Raw genomic sequence first — 19,353 nt, forward strand, 5'->3', positions numbered from 1 at the left:
CAAAATTTTAAATAATGTTATGTTATATTAAAAACTAAACTATGAGTAAATGATAGAATTTATAAGTAAATATTTTTAAAAAAATCTTAATCAGCATGTTATTTTTTCTGTAACTTATAACTTATTAATTAAAATCTACATTATGCATATTTTTTTATTCCCTGCACCAAATGAAAGGTATTTCATAGAATAATACTGATAAAATGAAAGGAGAGAATATATTGGAAAAGAATGAATTACTAAACAATTTCTTAAACGAAGAACCTTATATTGGTATGCCAATTGAAGGACTTCGTGTTGACAGACCTGATGATATTGCTGCTTTGGCAAACAATTACTGCCCTCAGGTTGATTCATGTCAAATAGCAATGGCTTATGTTCCTTGGCAGACGTGGAATACTGTATATAGCCCCGAGCTTGCATTAAGTCAGGGTACACTGTTCCCAGAGCTTGACTTACCATTTTTAGGGGGAGGTAATCGTTAAATGGATTATTCTAGAATGGAAATGCTAAAAAAAATTCAGATGTTATCGTTAGTTTTACTTGATACAAATTTATTCCTTGATACACATCCGATGGATACAGCTGCTTTGAATTTTTATGATAAATACAGAGCATTGTTGGAAAAAACAAGGGATGAATATACATCTATGTATGGACCATTAACACCAGCTTCAGTAAATACATCTGATGGATGGACTTGGATTGATAAGCCATGGCCATGGGAAATGGAGGCGTAGATTATGTGGATGTATGAAAAAAAATTACAGTATCCTATTAAAATTAAAAATCCTAATCCAGCATTGGCTAAATTTATTATTACTCAGTATGGTGGTCCGGATAGCAATAAAGTATAATTATAGGTAAATAAAGATTCTTATCTTTTCTTCTGGCCTGTAAAAGGCTATTTTCTCTACTATTTCATGTAATGTAGAGTTTTTTTCAGCTATAGAAGCATCACTGATTAATACAGCTCTGACTGATTGAATTTTCTTTTTTAATTGAGATTGGTCTATGGCAGGTTCTTTTAGTTTGGCAATTTTAGAATTTTTTACACTAATCTCCATTTGTAATTTTCTCTTATTTTCTTCATATTCTTCTAAAGTATCTATACCAGCTAGGAAAGCTTGTTTTGCCCTATCAAGCATTTTTTCTAACACAGAGATTTCCTTTAATAGTATTTTTTTTTCTTCAGCAAAATTAGAAATACTTTTTACATTTTCAATATATACTCCGGGATCTGCTAAATGATCTAATTCTTTTAATATTGCTTTTTCAATTTTGTCTGCCCTGACATAATGGCTTGGTTTACATGTTCCGCGGGTATATTTTATACATTGAAATCCATTATTGGTGTGAGAATATGTTAAGGACGAATCACAGCTTCCGCATTTTAAAATTCCGGATAGATAATGTTTTTTAGTTTCAGCAGGTCTTTCACCTACTTTCCTGCGAGCTTTATCAGCTTTCAATTTTTCATTAACTTTTTTAAAAAGCTCTTCATTAATTATTGGTTTATGATCTGATTTTTTTATAATGGTATTTGGATTATCATAAATACGTTTACCAACGGTTTTACCGGTAGGGGTCCATCTTACATATCCTATATAGATTGGGTTATTTAACATATACTCTACAGTTCTGTTTTCAAATTTATTTCCTCTTTTAGTCTTGATACCGAAAGAATTTAATTTACTGGCTATAGTAAAACAGCCTATTCCTGATAAATATTGTTCAAAAGCATAGCGAACATACTTTGCTTCTTCTTCATTAATTTCAAGAGGTTTATCTGTTAATTTTTTATAGCCAAAAGGAGGAGCACTTTGAAATTCACCACGGCTTGCTTTTTCTGTCATACCCTTTTTTACTTCTTCAGCTAGATTGATACTGTAATATTCGTCCATTGCTTCAATAAGAGCTTCAATGAGTACTGACATTTTATCATCACCAATATTTTCAGTGATGGAAATCACGTCGATCCCAAGTTGTTTTCTCAGCATGGATTTATACACTATACTATCTTCACGATTTCTTGCAAATCTTGAAAATTTCCACAAAAGAATTACATCAAAAGGTTTTGGTTTAGTCTTAGCTATTCCAATCATTTTATTGAAGCTTATTCTTTTTTTTGTAGCTTTACCGCTAATACCTTCGTCAATATAGATATGATTATCTTGAATTATCATATCATTTTTCTTAGCATATTCTTTTATTGCCTTTAATTGAGCATCCGGTGAGTACTCGGTTTGATCGTCTGTTGAAACACGTATGTATACAGCTGCAGCTTTCATATATATACCTCTTTTTTATTAAAAATCTCTGCGTAGTCTTTTTACAACACCTAGTATTTTAATATCCTTTGAAGGGTAGGTTTTTGGCTGCCATTCAGGATTTCTTGGTTTTAAAGTAATATAATCGCCATCTTTTATAACTGTTTTTAAAGTAGCATTATCATATCCATTTATGAAGACAATACAGTCTTGATTATTTTCACAGTCATTTTGCAGCTTGATTATAACTATATCTCCGTCTTCGTATTTGGGATACATACTATTGCCGGCGATTTTTAGTGCGATATATTCGTTACCTTCTGATACCCAATTTTTTGGTATTGTTTCTTTATCAATTGCATTTTGTAATGATTTTATATGGGTATTCGCTGGAATTTTATCATAAATATCAATTGTTACAGTCTCTTCTTCTGCATTAGTTAGATATTTTGGTACCTCATACCCCATTAGCCATGTTGGGTTTACATGAAAATATCTGGCAAGAGCTTCTATTGTAGTAATTTTAGGAGACATAGCTCCGGTTACATATCGGGATATTGTAGCACCGGAAAGATGTACAACATCACCTAAGGATCTGGATGTCTCGTTATTTAAATCCATTAATTCTTTTAAACGGTTTTGAAATTTCATTTTATGAAAATTAGTATTTGTAACCATTAAATCACCTCTTGAAATTATTATAATATATTGCGTTACGACTTGCAATAACAATACAAAAAAATATGAAAATATTGTTGCGTTACGTATTGACAAAGGAAATTTTAAGTAATATTATGTTTATGATACGAAACGTAACAAGATGCAAAATAACACAACATAATAAATTAGGAGGTATTACATAATGAAAATGAGATTGTATCCTGAATTAAAGGCGTTAAAAGGTAAAATAAGAGAGGAAGGAGAATCATACAGAAGTCTTTCTATTAAAATTCCAATGGGGAGTAATACTTTATCGGATAAAATAAATGGTTTTGCTTTATTTAATTCTGATGAGATATACAGGGTTTCTGAACTGTTAAATATTCAACCTGAAGAAATTATAAGATATTTTTTTCCTAGCATGATACGAAACGCAACTAAAATAAGCTGAAAATAGAAATAAAAATAGAATATAAGCAAGCTATTAAAACATACGATCTAATGAAAGGAGTGCGAAGGGTATGGCAAAGAGGAAAGAGATAACCGCAGAAGTAATAATAGTTGGCTTTGAAGATGGAAAAAGAATAGAAAGAAACTGGGATGACATACCTGAAGAAGAGCAAAAAGTAATATCTAAAAATATTACAGAGCGTTTTATGGCTGCGGCAGGTTATCGTCCGGCAACAAAAGAAGAAATAAGAACATAAGCCATATATAAATATTAATTTATTAGCTTTGCTTAAAATTTCAGTAATATTAGTAAGAAAATATTAAGAGAGCATAAGGTGGTGCAATGCTTTTAGAAAAAGGATTTATAAAGGTTTGGAGATCATTAATTAAATGGGAATGGTACTCTGATATAAATACTACAAGATTGTTTATTCATCTTCTATTAACTGTTAATTATGAGACTTCTAAATGGCAAGGAAATGTTATAAAAAGAGGGGAAAGAATAACTACCATTGCTAATTTATCACAAGAAACAGGTTTAACACAAAAGCAAATCAGAGGTAGTTTGGACAAGCTAAAAAAGACAGGAGAAATAACAAGTAAAGGGACAAACAAGTTTACTTTAATAACTGTTGAAAATTACAGTCGTTATCAGGATGTATATGAACAGGATGGCGAGCAAAAGGCAAACAAAAGCAAAAGAAAAGGCCAGCAAGGGTTTAATCAAAGGCAACAAATAAAGAAAGAAAAAGAAATAAAAAAAGATAGAGAAGAGATGTATAACAATTTAGATAAAAGACTTCGAAAGCCATTAAATGATTTTATTGAAATGAGAGAAGATATAAAAAAACCTTTGAATGACAGAGCTATTCAAATGATATTAGATAAATTGCATACCTTATCTAATGGTGATATTAACACTTCGGTTAAAATCTTGCAACAATCAACAATTAATTGTTGGCAGGGAATATTTCCAATAAAGGAGGAATCAAAAAAAGAAAAAGATGGACAAGCAGATAATGACAAAGGACTTATTTATGACTATAACAAGTTCTTTGATTGAAAAAAGGGATAAAAAAGAAATAACACAAAATGAATTTAAAGAAACATATGAAAAACTGAGAAAAGAACGGGATAAAGAAGAACTTTTAGAAATGGAAATAGAATGGAAGGCTGAACGTTTAAAACGATTGTTAAAAAACAGCGATTTAGGAAGTAGATTTCAAACAAGAACTTTTAAGAATTTTAAAACAGACAAGCATAATGAGAGTATTTATGAAAAGTGTTTTCAATTTGCCAAGCATTTTGAAGAAATAAAAACTACTGGAAAGGGTCTTTTATTCATTGGAAACGTAGGAACAGGAAAAACACATTTAGCAGCTGCAATTGCAAATTACATAATAAAAGAATATATATTACTCGTTAAATTTGGAAGTGTTACTTCACTATTAAACGAAATTAAAAATACTTATGAGAGTAGTTCTGAAGAAACAGAACTGCAAGTAATAAAAGAATTATCAAATGTAGATCTATTGGTAATTGATGATCTAGGTAAAGAAAAAGCAAGTGAATGGAGTAATAGTGTCATCTATACGATTATAAACAACAGATACGAGGGATATAAGCCTTTAATTGTAACTACAAATTTAAAAATAGAGGAGTTAGAAAAAAAATTAGGTGAAGCTGTAGTTTCTAGGCTGATAGAAATGTGTGATGGCATAAAAATGGATGGAATAGATTACAGGAAAGTCAAATTAATAAAGGAAGTATAAGTATTACTACTAATGTTGGATTGGAGTGATTTTTAATGATTAGCAAAACATATCAAGATTTAAAAAATGAAATTGATATATATAAAACTAGAATTAGACAATTGAAAGCAGAAAAAAAATGGTTACTGACAAAAGTTGGATTACCTTCTGGATATAAAGGAAGCTATTTTGATATTGCAGGAATTAAATCTTCTAAATCGTTTTTATCTATAGAAGAAATCTATTTAAGAGTGCAGCAAATAGATCAATTAATACAAGAACTTAATTTTATGGTGAATATATTGCAATCTCAATTAAAGGAAATAAATGAAATGTTATATAAGCTTGAGGGAAGAGCATATAAAATATATTACCTTTACAAATGTAAGAATAAAAGTTTTATAGATATTGGAGAACAATTAGGTTTATCAGCTAAACAAGTAGGTAGGATATATAAGGAAATCGTAAATGATAATTAGGTTATAATTATTATTTATAAAATTTTTAAAAAATGTCCTTGCAATGTCTCGGTAAGTAGTGTATTATGATATTGTCAATAAATATAAAAAATTTAAAGGCTGCTGGATTACCAGCAGTCTTTTTGTGTTTCAAAAAAACTATGATTTAATTAATAAACAGTTAAATTATAGTTTTTTTATTTACTGACATTTAGTTTAGAAAGGGTTATAGGTTACCTTTATCAACCTAAATAAATATATAAGGAGCTAGAGTTCGATGATTATTCTTTAAATGCAATTTATAAAAAATTAGGAGTTGATAAATAGGGATTGATTATGGGAAGTGATTAAATGGTTACATATAGGCAGATTATAAATGCAATTAATTTAAAAATTAAAACTAAATTTTCTAATGTTACAATTCAGTCTAAAGAGAATAACGAAGAATTAGAAAGACCTTTTTTTAAAATCAACTTTAAAAAAATAAAAACAAGTAATTTTATGAATACGTCAATAAACAGGGATTTAAAAGTAATGGTATATTATTATCCTCAAAATAAAGAAGATTACTTGATGGAATTTGCAGATATGCAGCAGCAACTGGAAGAGTTATTTTTAAAGGATAATGTTATTAAAATTGATTCTGGAACAAGTATCGAAGTATATGAAACAGAAATAGAAGTTATAGATGGAATTTTACAATTTCTTATAAGTATGGAGTTATCAGAAGAGCTTAATAATGTTGAGGAAATAAGTATGATGGAAGATTTAAATTTATAATTATAAAATAGAAAGAGAGGAAAAAATATGGCAAATATAGGTTTACCTAATATCAGTGTGGTATTTACAGGATTAGGTGTAAGTGCAATTCAAAGAGGAGAAAGAGGAGTAGCTTGTATCGTAATAAAAGATGATACAGATACTTCATTTACTTTTGCAGAATACACAGGAAGTGATAATTTAACAAGCCAAGAAACAGCAAAATATACAGCTAAAAATGTTAGCTATATAAAGGATTGTTTATTGGGCGGAGTTAGTAAGGTTATTGTAGCGAGAATGGGGACTACAGGAGTTTTAACTGATTTACTTTCACTTATTAAAAATAAGAATTTTGATTGGATTGGAATCGCAGAAGGAACAGAAGTAGATCATTCAGAATTAGCATCTTTTATTAAATCTAATAGTAATAAGAAATACAAAGGTGTAGTTTATAAGAATAATGCTGATGATGCGCATATAGTTAATTTTACTAATGATAAGGTTACTTATACAGATGACAGAGGTGAGGTAACAGGTGAAAAATATATTCCAAGATTAGTTGGTGCATTAGCCGGATTACCATTGACTAGAAGTGCTATTTCATATACATTTACAGATTTATTGAATGTAGCTGAACCTGCTGACTTAGAAGCTTCAGTAAATAATGGTGAATTTGTTCTTTCAAATGATGAGAATGGTGTAAAAGTAGTTAGAGGTATAAACAGTTTAACTACAACAGGTGAAGGTATCACAGATGATTTTAAATATATATTGATTATTGAAACTCAGGACTTAATATATAAAGATATTGTTAGTACTTGGGCCAATAATTATAAAGGAAAATATAAAAACAGCTCTGACAATCAGTATTTACTTATTGGTGCTATCAATAGCTATTTCAAGGAGTTAGAAAAAGAAGGATTACTAGATGATGATTACGATAATAATGCGTATATTGATGTAGAGGCTCAAAGGTTAGCTAATATTGTGATATATGGAGAAGATGAAGTATCAAGCTGGGATAGTGATAAGGTAATCAGTATGACCGTTGGAACACAAGTGTTTTTAGGCTCTAATATAAAAATCTTGAATGCTATGGAAGATTTCAGCATTGCAATTACAATTTAGAAAGGTAGGAAAAAATAATGACAACAGGTAATAAATATTGGAATGGATCGAACGGTAAAATTTGGGTTAATGATACTATGTGGGATGATGTTTCTAGTTTTCAAGCAAAGGTGGAAATGACATTTGAAGAAGTACCCAATGGTCTGAAAACAGCACAAGTTTTGATGGGGTATAAAATTTCCGGTTCTATTAAGATGAGGAAGACTGACAGCAAGATTTTGAAGTTGGTTGCAGATGATTATAAAAATGGTATCATTACAGATATTAAAATAGTAGGTAAAGCAATGAATTTAAGCACAGGAAAAGTTGAAAGAATTGCATATACAGGAGTTACATTTGACGAAATTCAGCTAAATCAATTTGAAGAAAAGAAAATCGTAGAAAATGAAATTAATTTTAAAGCTGAAGATTTTGAGATATTACAAACAGCATAAAAAATGAGGTAAAATTATGAGCGCTAAAAAATCAGATAGAAAAATTACACTTGAGGATTTTATAAAAAAATCAACACAAAAGTATAATGAAAGAAAACTGGCTGTGGAACTAAATGTAGATGGAGATTTGATTCCTTTTACAAGACCTTCAGAAGATGTTTTAATAAGGTATATTGATGGTATATCGAATGCTGTAAAATTTAATAATGAAGGTAACTATGTAGGCCAAGATATGGAAAAAATGTTTGAAATAAGCAAGGATTTTGTATTTGCCACTTGTAAATATTTACAAAATAAAGAATTACAAGAATCTATGGGAGCTTTAGAACCTACAGATGTAGTTTTAAAGGTATTTGGCATTGAAGGTACTATTGAATTAGCGCAAAGAGTTAAAGATGCCTTTGATTTGGATTCAGAAATCAATAAAAAAGAATCAGAAATAAAAAACTAATAAGGGGTAATAATGATGAAGGTGGATTACTTTACTGGGTCGGTTATTACCTCGATAAAGGATATGAATTAGGATATTTACTTAATCTTAATTATTCGGAAAAATTATTTTTTATAGAAAGTATGAAATTTAATAAAGAATTAAAAATTAAGTATGATGAAAGTAAAATAAATGCAATGTTTGGTGAAGGTTAAAGCCTTCTTTTTTATTATAAAGAAATATTAAGAAAAGCACATTATAATTGGCAAAATTATATTAAAACTGCCAATATGTGCAAAACTTATATTTCTTAATAGACACTGTTTTTATTGTAAGAGAGGGAGGTGAAATAATGTCATCAAATACTGTAGTAAGTATGGCTTTATCTATTAAAGACAATGTAAGTAAAGTCATTGAAAATATAGTAAAACAAGTAAAGAAACTTAAAACACCAATCAAAAACGCTCAAAATAGTTTTAAGAATTTCACTAAAAGTAGTTCGGAACAATTAAGTAAAATATCTAAAAAGACGAAAGCGTTTGCGAGTAGTGCAATTGGATCTATAAAAAATTATGCTAGAGCAAGTGTAGATGCTGCTCAAGTGCAATTGGAGAGTGAATTAAAGCTTTCCAATACACTAAAACAAAAAACTAATGCTACAAACAAACAAATTAAATCAATATTAAACTTAACTGCAGCACAGCAAAAAAACGGTGTAGTGTCGGATGAAGTACAACTTGCAGGAGCGCAGCAATTAGCTATGTTTGCAAATCAAGCTGGCAGTATTAATACACTTATTCCTGCTATGAATAATTTACTTGTTCAGCAAAATGGATTAAAATCCACTTCTGAGGATGCAGCAAATATAGGCAATGTTTTAGGTAATGCATTACAAGGTCAAGCAGGTGAACTCAGCAATCTTGGCATTAAGTTCTCCAAAGCAGAAGAAAATGTTTTAAAATTTGGAACAGAAGAAGAAAAAGCAGCTGCACTTGCAAAGATTATTAGTAATAATGTTGGAGATATGAACAACGCCATGGCACAAACTGATGCAGGCAAAATTCAACAAGCAAAAATGGCATTTGCAAATATACAAGAAGAAGTTGGTAAGCAGCTATTACCTGAATTAGGTAAATTAAGTGTATGGTTTACAAAACATTCGCCGCAGATCCAAGGGATCATAATACAAATTACTAAGACGCTTATAAGAGAAGGTAAAAAAGCTTATGTAAATATAAAACAAATATTTGAATTTATAAAAGCCAATAAGACAGCTATAAAAGTAATATTAGGTGTTGCAAGTGGTCTATATGTATTTATAAAAGCTGTTAAGACTGTAAAATCTATTATTAAAATAATTAGATCTATTAAGCTGATTTTAGTAAGTCTAAAAATTGTACCCACTATAATTAAGGGTATTGTTAAAGCGTTTAATTTTATTAAAATTGCTTGGAAGGCCTTGTCAATACTATTTGCTACTAATCCTATGTTATTAGTTTTTATTGCTATTGCAGCAGCATGTGTCTTAGTATGGAAAAATTGGGATGTTATTAAAGTAAAAGCCATTGGGTTATATTCAGGAATTGTAGCAGCTTTAACTCCATTAGGAGAATTCTTTTCCGGCATTTGGTCTGGTATTAAAGCTGGTTTTAGAGAATTTATTAACTTTATTATTACTGGAATTAATACTTTTACAGCTACATTATCATGGATACCGGAAAAGCTTAGCAAAGTCCCAGGATTTAAATGGGCTAAAAAATTTATCATACCACAGATACCATTGTTTGCAAATGGCGGTATAGCAACACATCCTTCTATCTTTGGTGAAGCCGGTGCTGAAATGGCGATTCCATTAAAGCGAAATAATACAAGAAGTAGGCAATTATTAAGTCAAGCAGATAAGTTAATAAATGGTGAAAAGATCAGAGGCGGAGTTAATATCAATATTGCAATTGATACATTTATAGGTGAAGATGGATTTGTTGATACTATAGGAGAAAAAATAAGCAGAAAATTAATACCGGTAATTAATAATATGGCATAGGAGGAAAGATCTTTATGGAAATAATTTTTAGTGCAAACAATAATGAAGAGTTTAAAGTTCTTCCTATTGTTCCTAATGATATAGAAATAGCTCAAGCGCAGTCAAATACAGAATTTACCACTGTCAATGCAGGGACTTTAAATCTCATAGGCGACTTAGGATTAAGAAGTCTTAGTATAGCCTCTATTTTTCCAACACATAAATATAATTTTCTTAAAAAGGGAAGCAGCTCAGATGGATGGTCTTATGTGGATTTTTTCTCAAAATGGAGAGATAAACGAGTTCCTATTAGATTAGTAATTACTGATAATGGAAAAGAAATATTAAATATTCCATGTACGGTAGATAATTTTACATATACTGTACGAGAAAATAATGATATAGGATATTCTTTAGAAATTAAAGAATATAGATTTGTAGATCTAGGTATTTAATTATGGTAGATAATTATAAATTAATGCTTTTCAAAAATGATAAACAATATAATATTACATCTATGATTGGTGATTTAAGTTGGAGAGACAGTATGGATACATTAGGTATAGAATTAACCTTCAACAAAGCACAATCAGATGAAAAATATATGAAAGGCAAAGATATTGTTGAGCTTGGGAATAAATTAATACTTACTAATAACAAGACAGAGATCTTTCGTGGAATTATAACGGATGAAGATATACAAGGAAAAACAGGAAGAAGTTATACAGCATACGATTATATGTTTTATTTGAATAAAAGTAAGTTAAAACCAATTCAAATTAATAAAGAAACAGTAACAGGTGCAATTACAAGGTTAAGCCAATTAAATGGATTACAGATTTATTCCATACCTCAGATAAATATACAAGTAAGTAAGATATATAAAGATAACACCCTAGCAGAAATTTTTAATGATCTGTTAGAAAGAGCAATTCAGGAGACTGGGAATAAATATATTACTGAAATGTATCAAGGGAAATTATATATTGCTGATATAAGAGACTTGATTGTAACAGCTAAATACAAGCCGGCTTCAAATCTTGCCGGTTTTGATGTGACTAAAGCTATGGGAAATATCTCCAAACAGAGAAATATACAAGATATGAGAAACAGTATTGTAGTAACTTCTAATGAAGAAAGCAATATGAGTGTATATGCAGAAGTCAATGATGGAACAAGCATTAATAATTACGGATTATTGCAAGAGACAATTTCTGCAGAGAGTAAAGATATGCCGCAAGCAAATAATATAGCTCAAAATAAATTGAAAGAACTTAATAATATTGCAGAGAGTACAAGTATAACATTACTTGGTAATGATTTAGTTAAATCCGGCAGAATCTTAAAAATTGAAGAACCTATAACTAAGCTGTCGGGTAATTATTTGGTTAAAGACTGCAGTCATAGTTACAGTAATAGAGTTCATACTATGGATTTAACAATTGAGAGCGTGGTGATTTGATGGCATGGGAAGTAGAACTGGCAAAACAATTTAAAAAGAGAGATAATAATTCCCGCATAGGCAACATTGTGGGTAAAGTAGCTGCAGATTTACCCGACATTAAAGTAATCATATTAGATGGGAATGCAATTTTAACAAAAGATGAGTTGTATTGCTGCAATTCTTTGCTGATAGGTTATACCAGGGAAGCTGCAATAACCGGAAATATAAAGTTTAATACAAATACAGCGGAAGGCGGGATAGAACCACACACTCATGCAGTTAATGTAAACACACTTAATGAACAAACCTGTACAATTACCTATACAAATGGTTTGACTATAGGTGACTATGTATTATTGCAGCATAGTGAAGATGAAAGCAAGTGGTTTATTATAGATAAGATAACAAAATTATAGGAGGTAGGGAATATGTTCCCAACATTTGATTTTGATAACAACATAGAAACAACTAATGAAGAAACTGAAAGCCCTATCTCTTTAGGTAGGGTTTTTATAATGGATTTTAATAATGGCAAGGCTATTGTAAGAATGGAAAACGGAAAACCGGTAGAAGCTAAAACAATTAAAGAAAAAGTACAGACATACATAAAGGTACTTCTTAATACGCAGTATGAAAAATACAGAGTTTATAAAGATACAGGATTTGGAATGACTTATTTTAATTATTTAGGATATAGAGATTTAGATAAGGGATTTATACATTCTGAACTTAAAAGGGAAATCACAGAAAAGATTAAAGCACTTGATGTAATAAGTGATGTAATTGACTTTAGTGCCCATATATTAGGGACAACATTAAACGTTGTTTTGACAGTTAATTTAATAGATGAAACAAGTGCAACAATACAAGAAAGCGTGGTGATATAGAAATGGCTGTTTCAATAAAGACTCAAGATCAGATAAATGAAGATATGCTTAATAATATATCTGATGATTATGAGAAAAGTACAGGCTTTCTTACAGGAGATCTAATAAAGACCAATAGCATAGAACTTGCTAAGATATATACAGTTATTCAAGAATTATTCAATAAAACAGATGTGGACAATCTAAGTGGTGAAGAACTAACTAAATATGTCAAACAGAGAAAAGGGATTATCAGAAAAGAGGCTACATATGCGACTGTAACATTAAATATAACAGGTACAGGAGCAATCAATATAGGAGATCTATTTGCTACCTCTAATAATACTCAATTTATCAGCACCGAAACAAAGATTATAGAGGAAGCTGGGATTATTCAGGCAAAATCAGTTATAGCTGGTGCCATGGGAAACGTTGGCGCAAATACCATAATAAGCATGCCTATTACAATATCAGGGATTACTTCTATTATTAATAAAGAACCAAGTATGGGGGGATATGAAGAAGAGACGGATGAAAGCTTAAGAACAAGATATTATGAAATACTGCAAAAACCTCCTACAAGTGGAAATATTTATCACTATTTACAATGGTCAAAAGAAATAGAAGGCGTAGGCAATGCATTGGTAAAACCATTATGGAATGGTGCCAATACAGTAAAAGTTATTATTATAGACAGCAACATGCAGCCGGCAGCTAACGAATTAGTACAAGAAGTACAAGAATATATAGATCCCAAAGGTGAAGATAATATTTCATGGGGTACAGGTAAAGGCAAAGCACCAATAGGAGCATACTGTACTGTTGAAAGTGCAGAAGGATTATCGATAACAGTAAAGATAGATATAGTAAAAGCTGCTGGATATGATGGTAATACAGTAAAATCAAATATATTTAATAAAATAGAAGAGTATCTAAAATCCATAGCTTTTGATGAAAATCACATGTTTGTATCTTATGCTAAAATAGGAGCTTTAGTATTGGAGGCTGATGGTGTAGATGATTACAATTCTTTGATAATCAATGATACTACAGCTAATATTAACATATCTGATGGACAAGTAGCAGTATTAGATGAAATTCAATTTGTATAAGGGGTGGTAATTATGATTGCAAAAGAGAGATTAATTAATAACCTTAATAAATTGATTAGGCAAGATGAATACATTCAAGAATTATGTAAATCTATAGGCACTGAAATAGATGTTGTAGAACAAGGTTTGCACGACTTATATAATCAGTTCTGGTTTGATACTATGACTTGGGGTGCTGATGTTATAGCAAAACAATTGAATATAAAATTAAATCCTATATTAACACAGGCAGAAAAGAACAGTTTAATCGAAGCCAGATGGAAAAATAGCGGTAAATCAGATATTGAGTTATTGCAGAATATTGCTGATAGTTGGAAAAACGGAGAAATTAATGTTTCCTTTATAGATGGAAAGATTATTATTAAATTTATTGGTGAATTTGGTACACCTACAGATCTGGAAAGTTTAAAAGTTGAAATAGATAAAGCAAAACCGTGTCATTTATTAGTGAATTATGTATTTAAATATTTATTAATCAAAGATATTCATAATGTAATGACAATAAATCAATTACAAGCAATGACATTAGATAATTTTGCAGGATAAAACTGAAGAAATTATTCTGATTTAATGTAATAGAAAGGGAGGGTCATATGAGTGAACTCACAAAAAATCTAAAATTGTATAAAGCAGATCCAACAACAGATGGTAACGATACCTTTAATATTCATAAAATGCTTAATGAAAATTGGGATAAAATTGATACAGAGTTTAAAACGCAGGGAGTTACAGTAACTAAATTACACGGAATAAGAACTATTGTTAGTCAAACAACCAATGTAAATTTCATGACAGGAGAAATAACAGCTTTTAATCATGATACAGATGATTTAGAAGTGTCTATGAATACAACTTTATTATATGAAGGTGCACACTATACAATTAATTCAGATAATCAAAGTATAGATATAGTAGATGGTGTTTGGGAAGGCAGCGCAGAACAACCGAAATTATTTTATTTTACAGTAACTAGAAATCAAATTAATAATTTAGTGTTTAGTGATGGGCAGAGTATTCAAGATGGAACTATAACAAAAAATAAACTTGATAATAATATCGCTGATATCTTAGAAAATGCTGTAATTGCTACAGATGCCATACCAACAGAACCTTTGCCGATAAATGCAGATACTTTAGATGGACATAATATTAATTATTTTGCAACAACAACAGATATTAATAATATTGAATCAAAAGTTAATAATTGTTCTGAACAAATCAGCAGTATTGCAGAAGATAACGCATACCAAACACCAACTATTGTAGATACACAAATAATAATACAAAAACAATCAAATATAAACAGATTATATTTTAAATTAGATAATGATTTAAATGGTGATATAACCATATCTTTAGATGGGGGTAATACTTCATTACCACTTAAAGACATAGATGGTGTAAATGTAACAAGTCTTGACAAAGGTTTTGTGGAGGTTGTATATGAAACGAGTTTTTTTACTTATGCTCCTAAAAAAATTATAGGGGCAAATTTAGAATATAGTAGATACAGTACATTTGAATTGTTTATGAGATTTGGATTTGACCCAATAAGAGCAAAGAGTTTATAAAGGAGGAAATTGATATGGGAATGAAAATGTTTGTAGCAAGTGGGGTTTTTAATCCTGCTGATTATGGTTTAAAAGTGGGCGATATGTTAGATGTAATTTGTGTAGGCGGTGGACAAGGTGGTGGACATGAGCCTTATTATGGTGGTTCTGGTGCAACATCATCGTTTGGCAATATTGTATCTGCTGTTGGAGGTAGCCCAAATGGTGGGCAATATATAAACGATAATACTTCAAATGTAGGTGGATGCGGTGGATTTATATTAGGTGTAAATGATTGGGGCGGTTTACCAACTAGTATTGTGGCAGGAACATATGCACCTTCTCGACCAAGCGTAGGTTCGGCAGGAGCAAATTCGCCAAGTCATGCTAGAAATAAATATGAAGGCGTTTCATTTGGTGGTGGAAATACCGGTTACGGACAAGGTGGTGGCGGCTATGGTGCTGGTGGCGGTGGCGGTAGTAATTATAGTGGTACTTATGGTGGTAATAGTGGGAAAGTAGAATATGCGACACACAAACTGACAACATTAGTGGCAATAACAGTATCTGTTGGTGGTGGTGGAGCTGGTGCTTCTGACCATGGTAATGGTGCATCGGGAACAATAACTGGTGGGGGTATTGGCGATGCGGATGCTGGCAACGGTGGATATAATAACGTTGGTGGTGGGGATGAAGCTTATGGCGGCGGTGGTGCTGGTGGCTGTGTTATTGTGTTTTGGTAAAAGGAGGTTTAGATATGAAATATTGTTATTTAGAAAAAAATACAGTTCAAGAAATTATACCTGAGTTCGTTGAAATATTTCCTAATATTCCAATTCAAGAAAGATATTCAAAGGAATTTTTAGATAAATGTATTGAAGTAGAAGAAGATATATCTGTCGAGGTTGGATATACATATGAAGATGGAAACTTTAAAGAGTCTGTTTCTGCAACTCCTACTATAGTAGAAGAACCTGCTGACCCTGAAAAGGTTGCAATGGCAGAAACTATTATAGAATTGAGTAATCAATTAGAAACTTTGCAAGGAGGTAATTAATTTATGTTAAAGGATTATTTGATTAAAGCATATGCATATTTAGTTAAAGTAAATGTGTGGGATTTAAATCCAGTAGAGGGAAGCACTAAAAGAATAGTACCAGAAGAATATAGAACAGTTGTTGCTAAATATGTAGCAACAGGAGAAATAACTTCATAATAGTGATTTGTTAACAAGAAAATTAAATATTTAAATTAATTTAAGGCAGATAATGAGGTCTGTTTTTTAATATAAATTTTTGAGAAAAGTAAGAAGATATAAAAGGAATGATATATAAATCATTCTTTTATTATTTTATTGTGTAAAGGAGGATGTTTGTTATATGGTAACGAAAATAGAAACGTTACAAGATCCTAAAACTGGAAATATTGTATTACCTCGTACCAGAAGTACGGCAGTTACTATGGAAAATGGGGAACTTTTAGAAAATAAATTAAATAATATAGATAAAGATATAAATAGTCAAGTTAATGCTATAAAAAATAAATATTATATGGAATTATTAGAAATTAAATCTCAACTAGAAGAAGCAAATTTAATAGACTTCATTAATAAAACTGGTGTTGGATATTATGATGTGTTTACTGATACAAACGGAATAGACATGGATAAAACCACAGCTACAGTTAACACAGCAGGAACAGGGAACGTAGTTTTTAATTCTCCCGAACAAAGACAAGTAGCTATTGCAGAAGATGTTTCTAATAGTAATGTAGTTAAGATAAAAGAACTGAACACTGCAAAAGAAAATGATGATTTGATAGTTGATGAAGTTGCTAATAAAATTACTTCTATTGAAAATAGCGTATATTATGACAATTTAAGCATTAATTCAGATAATTCTAGCCATATAGCAGTAGAAAATAGGGTTGTTTATTATAGCAATAATGATAATTATCATCTATATAAAATCAATTCAGATGGGTCTGGCAGAACTGCTTTGAATAGCGATTATTCTGTCGATATAGCAGTAGAAAATGATGTTATTTATTATCAAAATAATAGTGATAATGGTTATCTATATAAAATCAATTCAGATGGAACTGGTAGAACTCAATTAAATAGTAATAATTCTTCTTTTATAGCAGTAGAAAATGGAGTTATTTATTATAGAAATTATAGTGATAATAGCTATTTATATAAAATCAATTCAGATGGAACTGGTAAGATTTCATTGAATAGTGATGATTCTAACTATATAGTAGTAGAAAACGGAGTAGTTTATTATCAAAATCAGAGTAATGGTAACTATCTATATAAAATAAACATAGATGGGTCTGGCAGAACTGCTTTGAATAGTGATAATTCTGTCGATATAGCAGTAGAAAACGGAGTAGTTTATTATAGAAATCAGAGTAATGGTAACTATCTATATAAAATCAATTCAGACGGGACGGGTAAGACTAGATTGAATAGCGATTATTCTAACTATATAGCAGTAGAAAACGGAGTAGTTTATTATAGAAATTATAGTGATAATGGTTATCTATACAAAATCAATTCAGACGGTACTGGCAGAACTCAGTTGAATAGTGATGATTCTAACTATATAGTAGTAGAAAACGGAGTAGTTTATTATAGAAATCAGAGTAATGGTAACTATCTATACAAGTATACAAGTATTCCAGCAAAACAACTTACATTAACAAACCCTATCACAACTACTGTAGATACAATTTATAGTTTACTATCTATAATACCAAATGAATTAGTAATGCAACCACAAACTTTCGATACGTTTAATACTGTTGAATTAGCATTGTTTACAAATACTTTTAATAAAGTGACTATAAATGGTGACGTAGTTGATAGTAATGAAATAACAATAAAAGCTACAGATAGGGCTTTGAATATTGGGGATAAATTATTTATTGATAATGTTACAAATGTAATCACAAATACAGATTGCAATGATATTGGAGAGACTCAATTGAATAGTGATGGCTCTGTTTATACAGCTATAGAAAATGGAGTTATTTATTATAGTAATGGTAGTGATAGTGGTCATCTGTACAAAATAAATTCAGATGGTACTGGCAGAACTCAATTAAATAGTGATGATTCTCAGTATATAGCTATAGAAAATGGTGTCATTTATTATCAAAATAATAGTGATAATAAATATCTATACAAAATAAATTCAGATGGAACAGGTAGAACACAATTGAATAGTGATAGTTCTTACTTTATAACAGTAGAAAACGATGTTATTTATTATAGCAATAGTAGTGATAATAGTCATTTATACAAAATAAATTCAGATGGCACTGGAAGAACTCAATTAAATAGTGATATTTCTGGTGGTATAGTAGTAGAAGATGAGATTATTTATTATAGCAATGGAAATAATAATTATTTTTATCTATATAAAATAAATTCAGATGGTACTGGCAGAACTCAATTAAATAGTGATGATTCTCAGTATATAGCTATAGAAAATGGTGTCATTTATTATCAAAATAATAGTGATAATAAATATCTATACAAAATAAATTCAGATGGAACTGGAAGAACTCAGTTAAATAATGATGATTCTAGCCATATGGCAGTAGAAAATGGGGTTGTTTATTATAGCAATTATAGTGATAATAGTCATTTATATAAAATCAATTCAGATGGTACTGGAAGAACTCAATTAAATAGTGACATTTCTTATGGTATAGTAGTAGAAAATGGTGTCATTTATTATAGAAATAATAGTGATAATTATTACTTATATAAATATAATTTATATATTAATTTAACTTTAACTAATCCAGTTACGCTTACAGACGGACAATCTATTAATATAGTAGATTATATGTCGCAAATTAATGATATAGATATGGAATTAGATTATATAGATACACAAAAATATGTGTTTAAAAAAGACGGTTTAAATACCACAACAACAGATTTGACAGTAAAGGGGTTATCTACAGAATTAAAAAGCTTATGTTATTCTGTAAGTTAGGAGGGTTA

General features: G+C 30.0%; 26 protein-coding genes. 24 read left to right on the forward strand and 2 right to left on the reverse strand.

Annotated elements, in window-relative coordinates:
• The first annotated feature begins 221 nt into the window (after nucleotides 1-221).
• The 3 genes from K292_RS16170 to K292_RS0105965 are packed head-to-tail and all read left to right on the forward strand — an operon-like array spanning nucleotide 222 to nucleotide 857.
• A complete protein-coding gene (locus tag K292_RS16170; protein ID WP_037372642.1) occupies nucleotides 222-485 on the forward strand; it encodes a spore coat associated protein CotJA in 264 nt (87 codons plus the stop codon).
• A complete protein-coding gene (locus K292_RS0105960) occupies nucleotides 486-740 on the forward strand; it encodes a spore coat protein CotJB (RefSeq protein ID WP_027399073.1) in 255 nt (84 codons plus the stop codon). It begins immediately after the preceding gene.
• Nucleotides 741-743: 3 nt separating this feature from the next.
• The gene (locus K292_RS0105965; RefSeq protein ID WP_027399074.1) at nucleotides 744-857 is read left to right on the forward strand and encodes a manganese catalase family protein; all 114 of its coding nucleotides are present in this window, start codon (nucleotides 744-746) and stop codon (nucleotides 855-857) included.
• Here K292_RS0105965 and K292_RS0105970 read toward each other — a convergent pair whose 3' ends face one another.
• Nucleotides 858-2,291, reverse strand: coding sequence for a recombinase family protein (locus K292_RS0105970; RefSeq protein WP_027399075.1), 1,434 nt, complete (start codon nucleotides 2,289-2,291; stop codon nucleotides 858-860).
• A gap of 18 nt (nucleotides 2,292-2,309) precedes the next feature.
• The gene (locus K292_RS16175; protein WP_051280422.1) at nucleotides 2,310-2,948 is read right to left on the reverse strand and encodes a LexA family protein; all 639 of its coding nucleotides are present in this window, start codon (nucleotides 2,946-2,948) and stop codon (nucleotides 2,310-2,312) included.
• Nucleotides 2,949-3,132: 184 nt separating this feature from the next.
• Between K292_RS16175 and K292_RS0105980 the strand changes: the two genes are divergently transcribed.
• The 21 genes from K292_RS0105980 (at nucleotide 3,133) to K292_RS0106080 (ending at nucleotide 19,345) form a co-directional block, all read left to right on the forward strand.
• On the forward strand, nucleotides 3,133-3,381 hold the full coding sequence (locus K292_RS0105980; RefSeq protein WP_245570834.1) for a DUF739 family protein: 249 nt from the start codon (nucleotides 3,133-3,135) through the stop codon (nucleotides 3,379-3,381).
• Between the two features lie 70 nt (nucleotides 3,382-3,451).
• On the forward strand, nucleotides 3,452-3,637 hold the full coding sequence (locus K292_RS0105985) for a hypothetical protein (RefSeq protein WP_027399077.1): 186 nt from the start codon (nucleotides 3,452-3,454) through the stop codon (nucleotides 3,635-3,637).
• An 86-nt stretch (nucleotides 3,638-3,723) separates the two neighbouring features.
• Nucleotides 3,724-4,443: a hypothetical protein gene (locus tag K292_RS0105990; RefSeq protein ID WP_027399078.1), complete on the forward strand. Its 720-nt coding sequence runs from the start codon at nucleotides 3,724-3,726 to the stop codon at nucleotides 4,441-4,443.
• Complete coding sequence (locus tag K292_RS16180; protein WP_084145914.1) at nucleotides 4,418-5,152, forward strand: ATP-binding protein; 735 nt, start codon at nucleotides 4,418-4,420, stop codon at nucleotides 5,150-5,152. The genes K292_RS0105990 and K292_RS16180 overlap by 26 nt, the downstream gene beginning before the upstream one ends.
• Nucleotides 5,153-5,187: 35 nt before the next feature.
• Nucleotides 5,188-5,610, forward strand: coding sequence for a hypothetical protein (locus K292_RS0106000; protein WP_027399079.1), 423 nt, complete (start codon nucleotides 5,188-5,190; stop codon nucleotides 5,608-5,610).
• Nucleotides 5,611-5,940: 330 nt separating this feature from the next.
• Nucleotides 5,941-6,369, forward strand: a complete 429-nt coding sequence (locus tag K292_RS0106005; protein ID WP_027399080.1) for a phage tail terminator family protein — start codon at nucleotides 5,941-5,943, stop codon at nucleotides 6,367-6,369.
• Between the two features lie 27 nt (nucleotides 6,370-6,396).
• Nucleotides 6,397-7,476 carry a phage tail sheath C-terminal domain-containing protein gene (locus tag K292_RS0106010; protein ID WP_027399081.1) on the forward strand — a complete coding sequence of 360 codons (1,080 nt, stop codon included), beginning with the start codon at nucleotides 6,397-6,399 and terminating at the stop codon, nucleotides 7,474-7,476.
• Nucleotides 7,477-7,493: 17 nt separating this feature from the next.
• On the forward strand, nucleotides 7,494-7,910 hold the full coding sequence (locus tag K292_RS0106015; RefSeq protein WP_027399082.1) for a phage tail tube protein: 417 nt from the start codon (nucleotides 7,494-7,496) through the stop codon (nucleotides 7,908-7,910).
• Nucleotides 7,911-7,926: 16 nt separating this feature from the next.
• A complete protein-coding gene (locus K292_RS0106020) occupies nucleotides 7,927-8,361 on the forward strand; it encodes a hypothetical protein (RefSeq protein WP_037372643.1) in 435 nt (144 codons plus the stop codon).
• A 331-nt stretch (nucleotides 8,362-8,692) separates the two neighbouring features.
• Entirely contained in the window at nucleotides 8,693-10,384 is a 1,692-nt protein-coding gene (locus tag K292_RS0106025; RefSeq protein ID WP_027399084.1) for a phage tail tape measure protein, read from the forward strand.
• Between the two features lie 14 nt (nucleotides 10,385-10,398).
• Nucleotides 10,399-10,818, forward strand: coding sequence for a hypothetical protein (locus K292_RS0106030; protein WP_027399085.1), 420 nt, complete (start codon nucleotides 10,399-10,401; stop codon nucleotides 10,816-10,818).
• A gap of 2 nt (nucleotides 10,819-10,820) precedes the next feature.
• Nucleotides 10,821-11,825, forward strand: a complete 1,005-nt coding sequence (locus K292_RS0106035) for an XkdQ/YqbQ family protein (RefSeq protein WP_027399086.1) — start codon at nucleotides 10,821-10,823, stop codon at nucleotides 11,823-11,825.
• Nucleotides 11,825-12,223 carry a DUF2577 family protein gene (locus tag K292_RS0106040; RefSeq protein WP_027399087.1) on the forward strand — a complete coding sequence of 133 codons (399 nt, stop codon included), beginning with the start codon at nucleotides 11,825-11,827 and terminating at the stop codon, nucleotides 12,221-12,223. Before K292_RS0106035 ends, K292_RS0106040 begins: the two co-directional genes overlap by 1 nt.
• Nucleotides 12,224-12,235: 12 nt before the next feature.
• Nucleotides 12,236-12,694, forward strand: a complete 459-nt coding sequence (locus K292_RS0106045; RefSeq protein WP_027399088.1) for a DUF2634 domain-containing protein — start codon at nucleotides 12,236-12,238, stop codon at nucleotides 12,692-12,694.
• 2 nt (nucleotides 12,695-12,696) lie between these two features.
• The gene (locus K292_RS0106050) at nucleotides 12,697-13,785 is read left to right on the forward strand and encodes a baseplate J/gp47 family protein (protein ID WP_027399089.1); all 1,089 of its coding nucleotides are present in this window, start codon (nucleotides 12,697-12,699) and stop codon (nucleotides 13,783-13,785) included.
• 12 nt (nucleotides 13,786-13,797) lie between these two features.
• Nucleotides 13,798-14,331, forward strand: coding sequence for a putative phage tail protein (locus tag K292_RS0106055; RefSeq protein WP_027399090.1), 534 nt, complete (start codon nucleotides 13,798-13,800; stop codon nucleotides 14,329-14,331).
• A gap of 47 nt (nucleotides 14,332-14,378) precedes the next feature.
• Complete coding sequence (locus K292_RS0106060) at nucleotides 14,379-15,356, forward strand: hypothetical protein (protein ID WP_027399091.1); 978 nt, start codon at nucleotides 14,379-14,381, stop codon at nucleotides 15,354-15,356.
• A 14-nt stretch (nucleotides 15,357-15,370) separates the two neighbouring features.
• Entirely contained in the window at nucleotides 15,371-16,078 is a 708-nt protein-coding gene (locus K292_RS17775; RefSeq protein ID WP_027399092.1) for a hypothetical protein, read from the forward strand.
• A gap of 14 nt (nucleotides 16,079-16,092) precedes the next feature.
• On the forward strand, nucleotides 16,093-16,392 hold the full coding sequence (locus K292_RS0106070; protein ID WP_027399093.1) for a hypothetical protein: 300 nt from the start codon (nucleotides 16,093-16,095) through the stop codon (nucleotides 16,390-16,392).
• A gap of 3 nt (nucleotides 16,393-16,395) precedes the next feature.
• Nucleotides 16,396-16,551 carry a CD1375 family protein gene (locus tag K292_RS18525; RefSeq protein WP_156900483.1) on the forward strand — a complete coding sequence of 52 codons (156 nt, stop codon included), beginning with the start codon at nucleotides 16,396-16,398 and terminating at the stop codon, nucleotides 16,549-16,551.
• A gap of 163 nt (nucleotides 16,552-16,714) precedes the next feature.
• The gene (locus K292_RS0106080) at nucleotides 16,715-19,345 is read left to right on the forward strand and encodes a DUF5050 domain-containing protein (protein WP_027399094.1); all 2,631 of its coding nucleotides are present in this window, start codon (nucleotides 16,715-16,717) and stop codon (nucleotides 19,343-19,345) included.
• Nucleotides 19,346-19,353 lie beyond the last annotated feature (8 nt).

Origin of the sequence: Anaerovorax odorimutans DSM 5092, from assembly GCF_000426305.1 — a bacterium.
GTDB lineage: Bacteria > Bacillota > Clostridia > Peptostreptococcales > Anaerovoracaceae > Anaerovorax > Anaerovorax odorimutans.

Excerpts from the sequence above, each read along its gene's own strand:
- K292_RS0106050 (WP_027399089.1), top strand. The coding sequence starts at position 12,697 with ATGGCTGTTTCAATAAAGACTCAAGATCAGATAAATGAAGATATGCTT.
- K292_RS0105990 (WP_027399078.1), top strand. The coding sequence starts at position 3,724 with ATGCTTTTAGAAAAAGGATTTATAAAGGTTTGGAGATCATTAATTAAA.
- K292_RS0106070 (WP_027399093.1), top strand. The coding sequence starts at position 16,093 with ATGAAATATTGTTATTTAGAAAAAAATACAGTTCAAGAAATTATACCT.
- K292_RS0105980 (WP_245570834.1), top strand. The coding sequence starts at position 3,133 with ATGAAAATGAGATTGTATCCTGAATTAAAGGCGTTAAAAGGTAAAATA.
- K292_RS0105965 (WP_027399074.1), top strand. The coding sequence starts at position 744 with ATGTGGATGTATGAAAAAAAATTACAGTATCCTATTAAAATTAAAAAT.
- K292_RS0106025 (WP_027399084.1), top strand. The coding sequence starts at position 8,693 with ATGTCATCAAATACTGTAGTAAGTATGGCTTTATCTATTAAAGACAAT.
- K292_RS17775 (WP_027399092.1), top strand. The coding sequence starts at position 15,371 with ATGGGAATGAAAATGTTTGTAGCAAGTGGGGTTTTTAATCCTGCTGAT.
- K292_RS0105970 (WP_027399075.1), bottom strand. The coding sequence starts at position 2,291 with ATGAAAGCTGCAGCTGTATACATACGTGTTTCAACAGACGATCAAACC.
- K292_RS0105985 (WP_027399077.1), top strand. The coding sequence starts at position 3,452 with ATGGCAAAGAGGAAAGAGATAACCGCAGAAGTAATAATAGTTGGCTTT.
- K292_RS0106015 (WP_027399082.1), top strand. The coding sequence starts at position 7,494 with ATGACAACAGGTAATAAATATTGGAATGGATCGAACGGTAAAATTTGG.
- K292_RS0106030 (WP_027399085.1), top strand. The coding sequence starts at position 10,399 with ATGGAAATAATTTTTAGTGCAAACAATAATGAAGAGTTTAAAGTTCTT.
- K292_RS0105960 (WP_027399073.1), top strand. The coding sequence starts at position 486 with ATGGATTATTCTAGAATGGAAATGCTAAAAAAAATTCAGATGTTATCG.
- K292_RS0106080 (WP_027399094.1), top strand. The coding sequence starts at position 16,715 with ATGGTAACGAAAATAGAAACGTTACAAGATCCTAAAACTGGAAATATT.
- K292_RS0106010 (WP_027399081.1), top strand. The coding sequence starts at position 6,397 with ATGGCAAATATAGGTTTACCTAATATCAGTGTGGTATTTACAGGATTA.
- K292_RS0106035 (WP_027399086.1), top strand. The coding sequence starts at position 10,821 with ATGGTAGATAATTATAAATTAATGCTTTTCAAAAATGATAAACAATAT.
- K292_RS0106045 (WP_027399088.1), top strand. The coding sequence starts at position 12,236 with ATGTTCCCAACATTTGATTTTGATAACAACATAGAAACAACTAATGAA.
- K292_RS0106020 (WP_037372643.1), top strand. The coding sequence starts at position 7,927 with ATGAGCGCTAAAAAATCAGATAGAAAAATTACACTTGAGGATTTTATA.
- K292_RS0106055 (WP_027399090.1), top strand. The coding sequence starts at position 13,798 with ATGATTGCAAAAGAGAGATTAATTAATAACCTTAATAAATTGATTAGG.
- K292_RS18525 (WP_156900483.1), top strand. The coding sequence starts at position 16,396 with ATGTTAAAGGATTATTTGATTAAAGCATATGCATATTTAGTTAAAGTA.
- K292_RS16175 (WP_051280422.1), bottom strand. The coding sequence starts at position 2,948 with ATGGTTACAAATACTAATTTTCATAAAATGAAATTTCAAAACCGTTTA.
- K292_RS0106005 (WP_027399080.1), top strand. The coding sequence starts at position 5,941 with ATGGTTACATATAGGCAGATTATAAATGCAATTAATTTAAAAATTAAA.
- K292_RS0106000 (WP_027399079.1), top strand. The coding sequence starts at position 5,188 with ATGATTAGCAAAACATATCAAGATTTAAAAAATGAAATTGATATATAT.
- K292_RS0106040 (WP_027399087.1), top strand. The coding sequence starts at position 11,825 with ATGGCATGGGAAGTAGAACTGGCAAAACAATTTAAAAAGAGAGATAAT.
- K292_RS0106060 (WP_027399091.1), top strand. The coding sequence starts at position 14,379 with ATGAGTGAACTCACAAAAAATCTAAAATTGTATAAAGCAGATCCAACA.
- K292_RS16180 (WP_084145914.1), top strand. The coding sequence starts at position 4,418 with ATGACTATAACAAGTTCTTTGATTGAAAAAAGGGATAAAAAAGAAATA.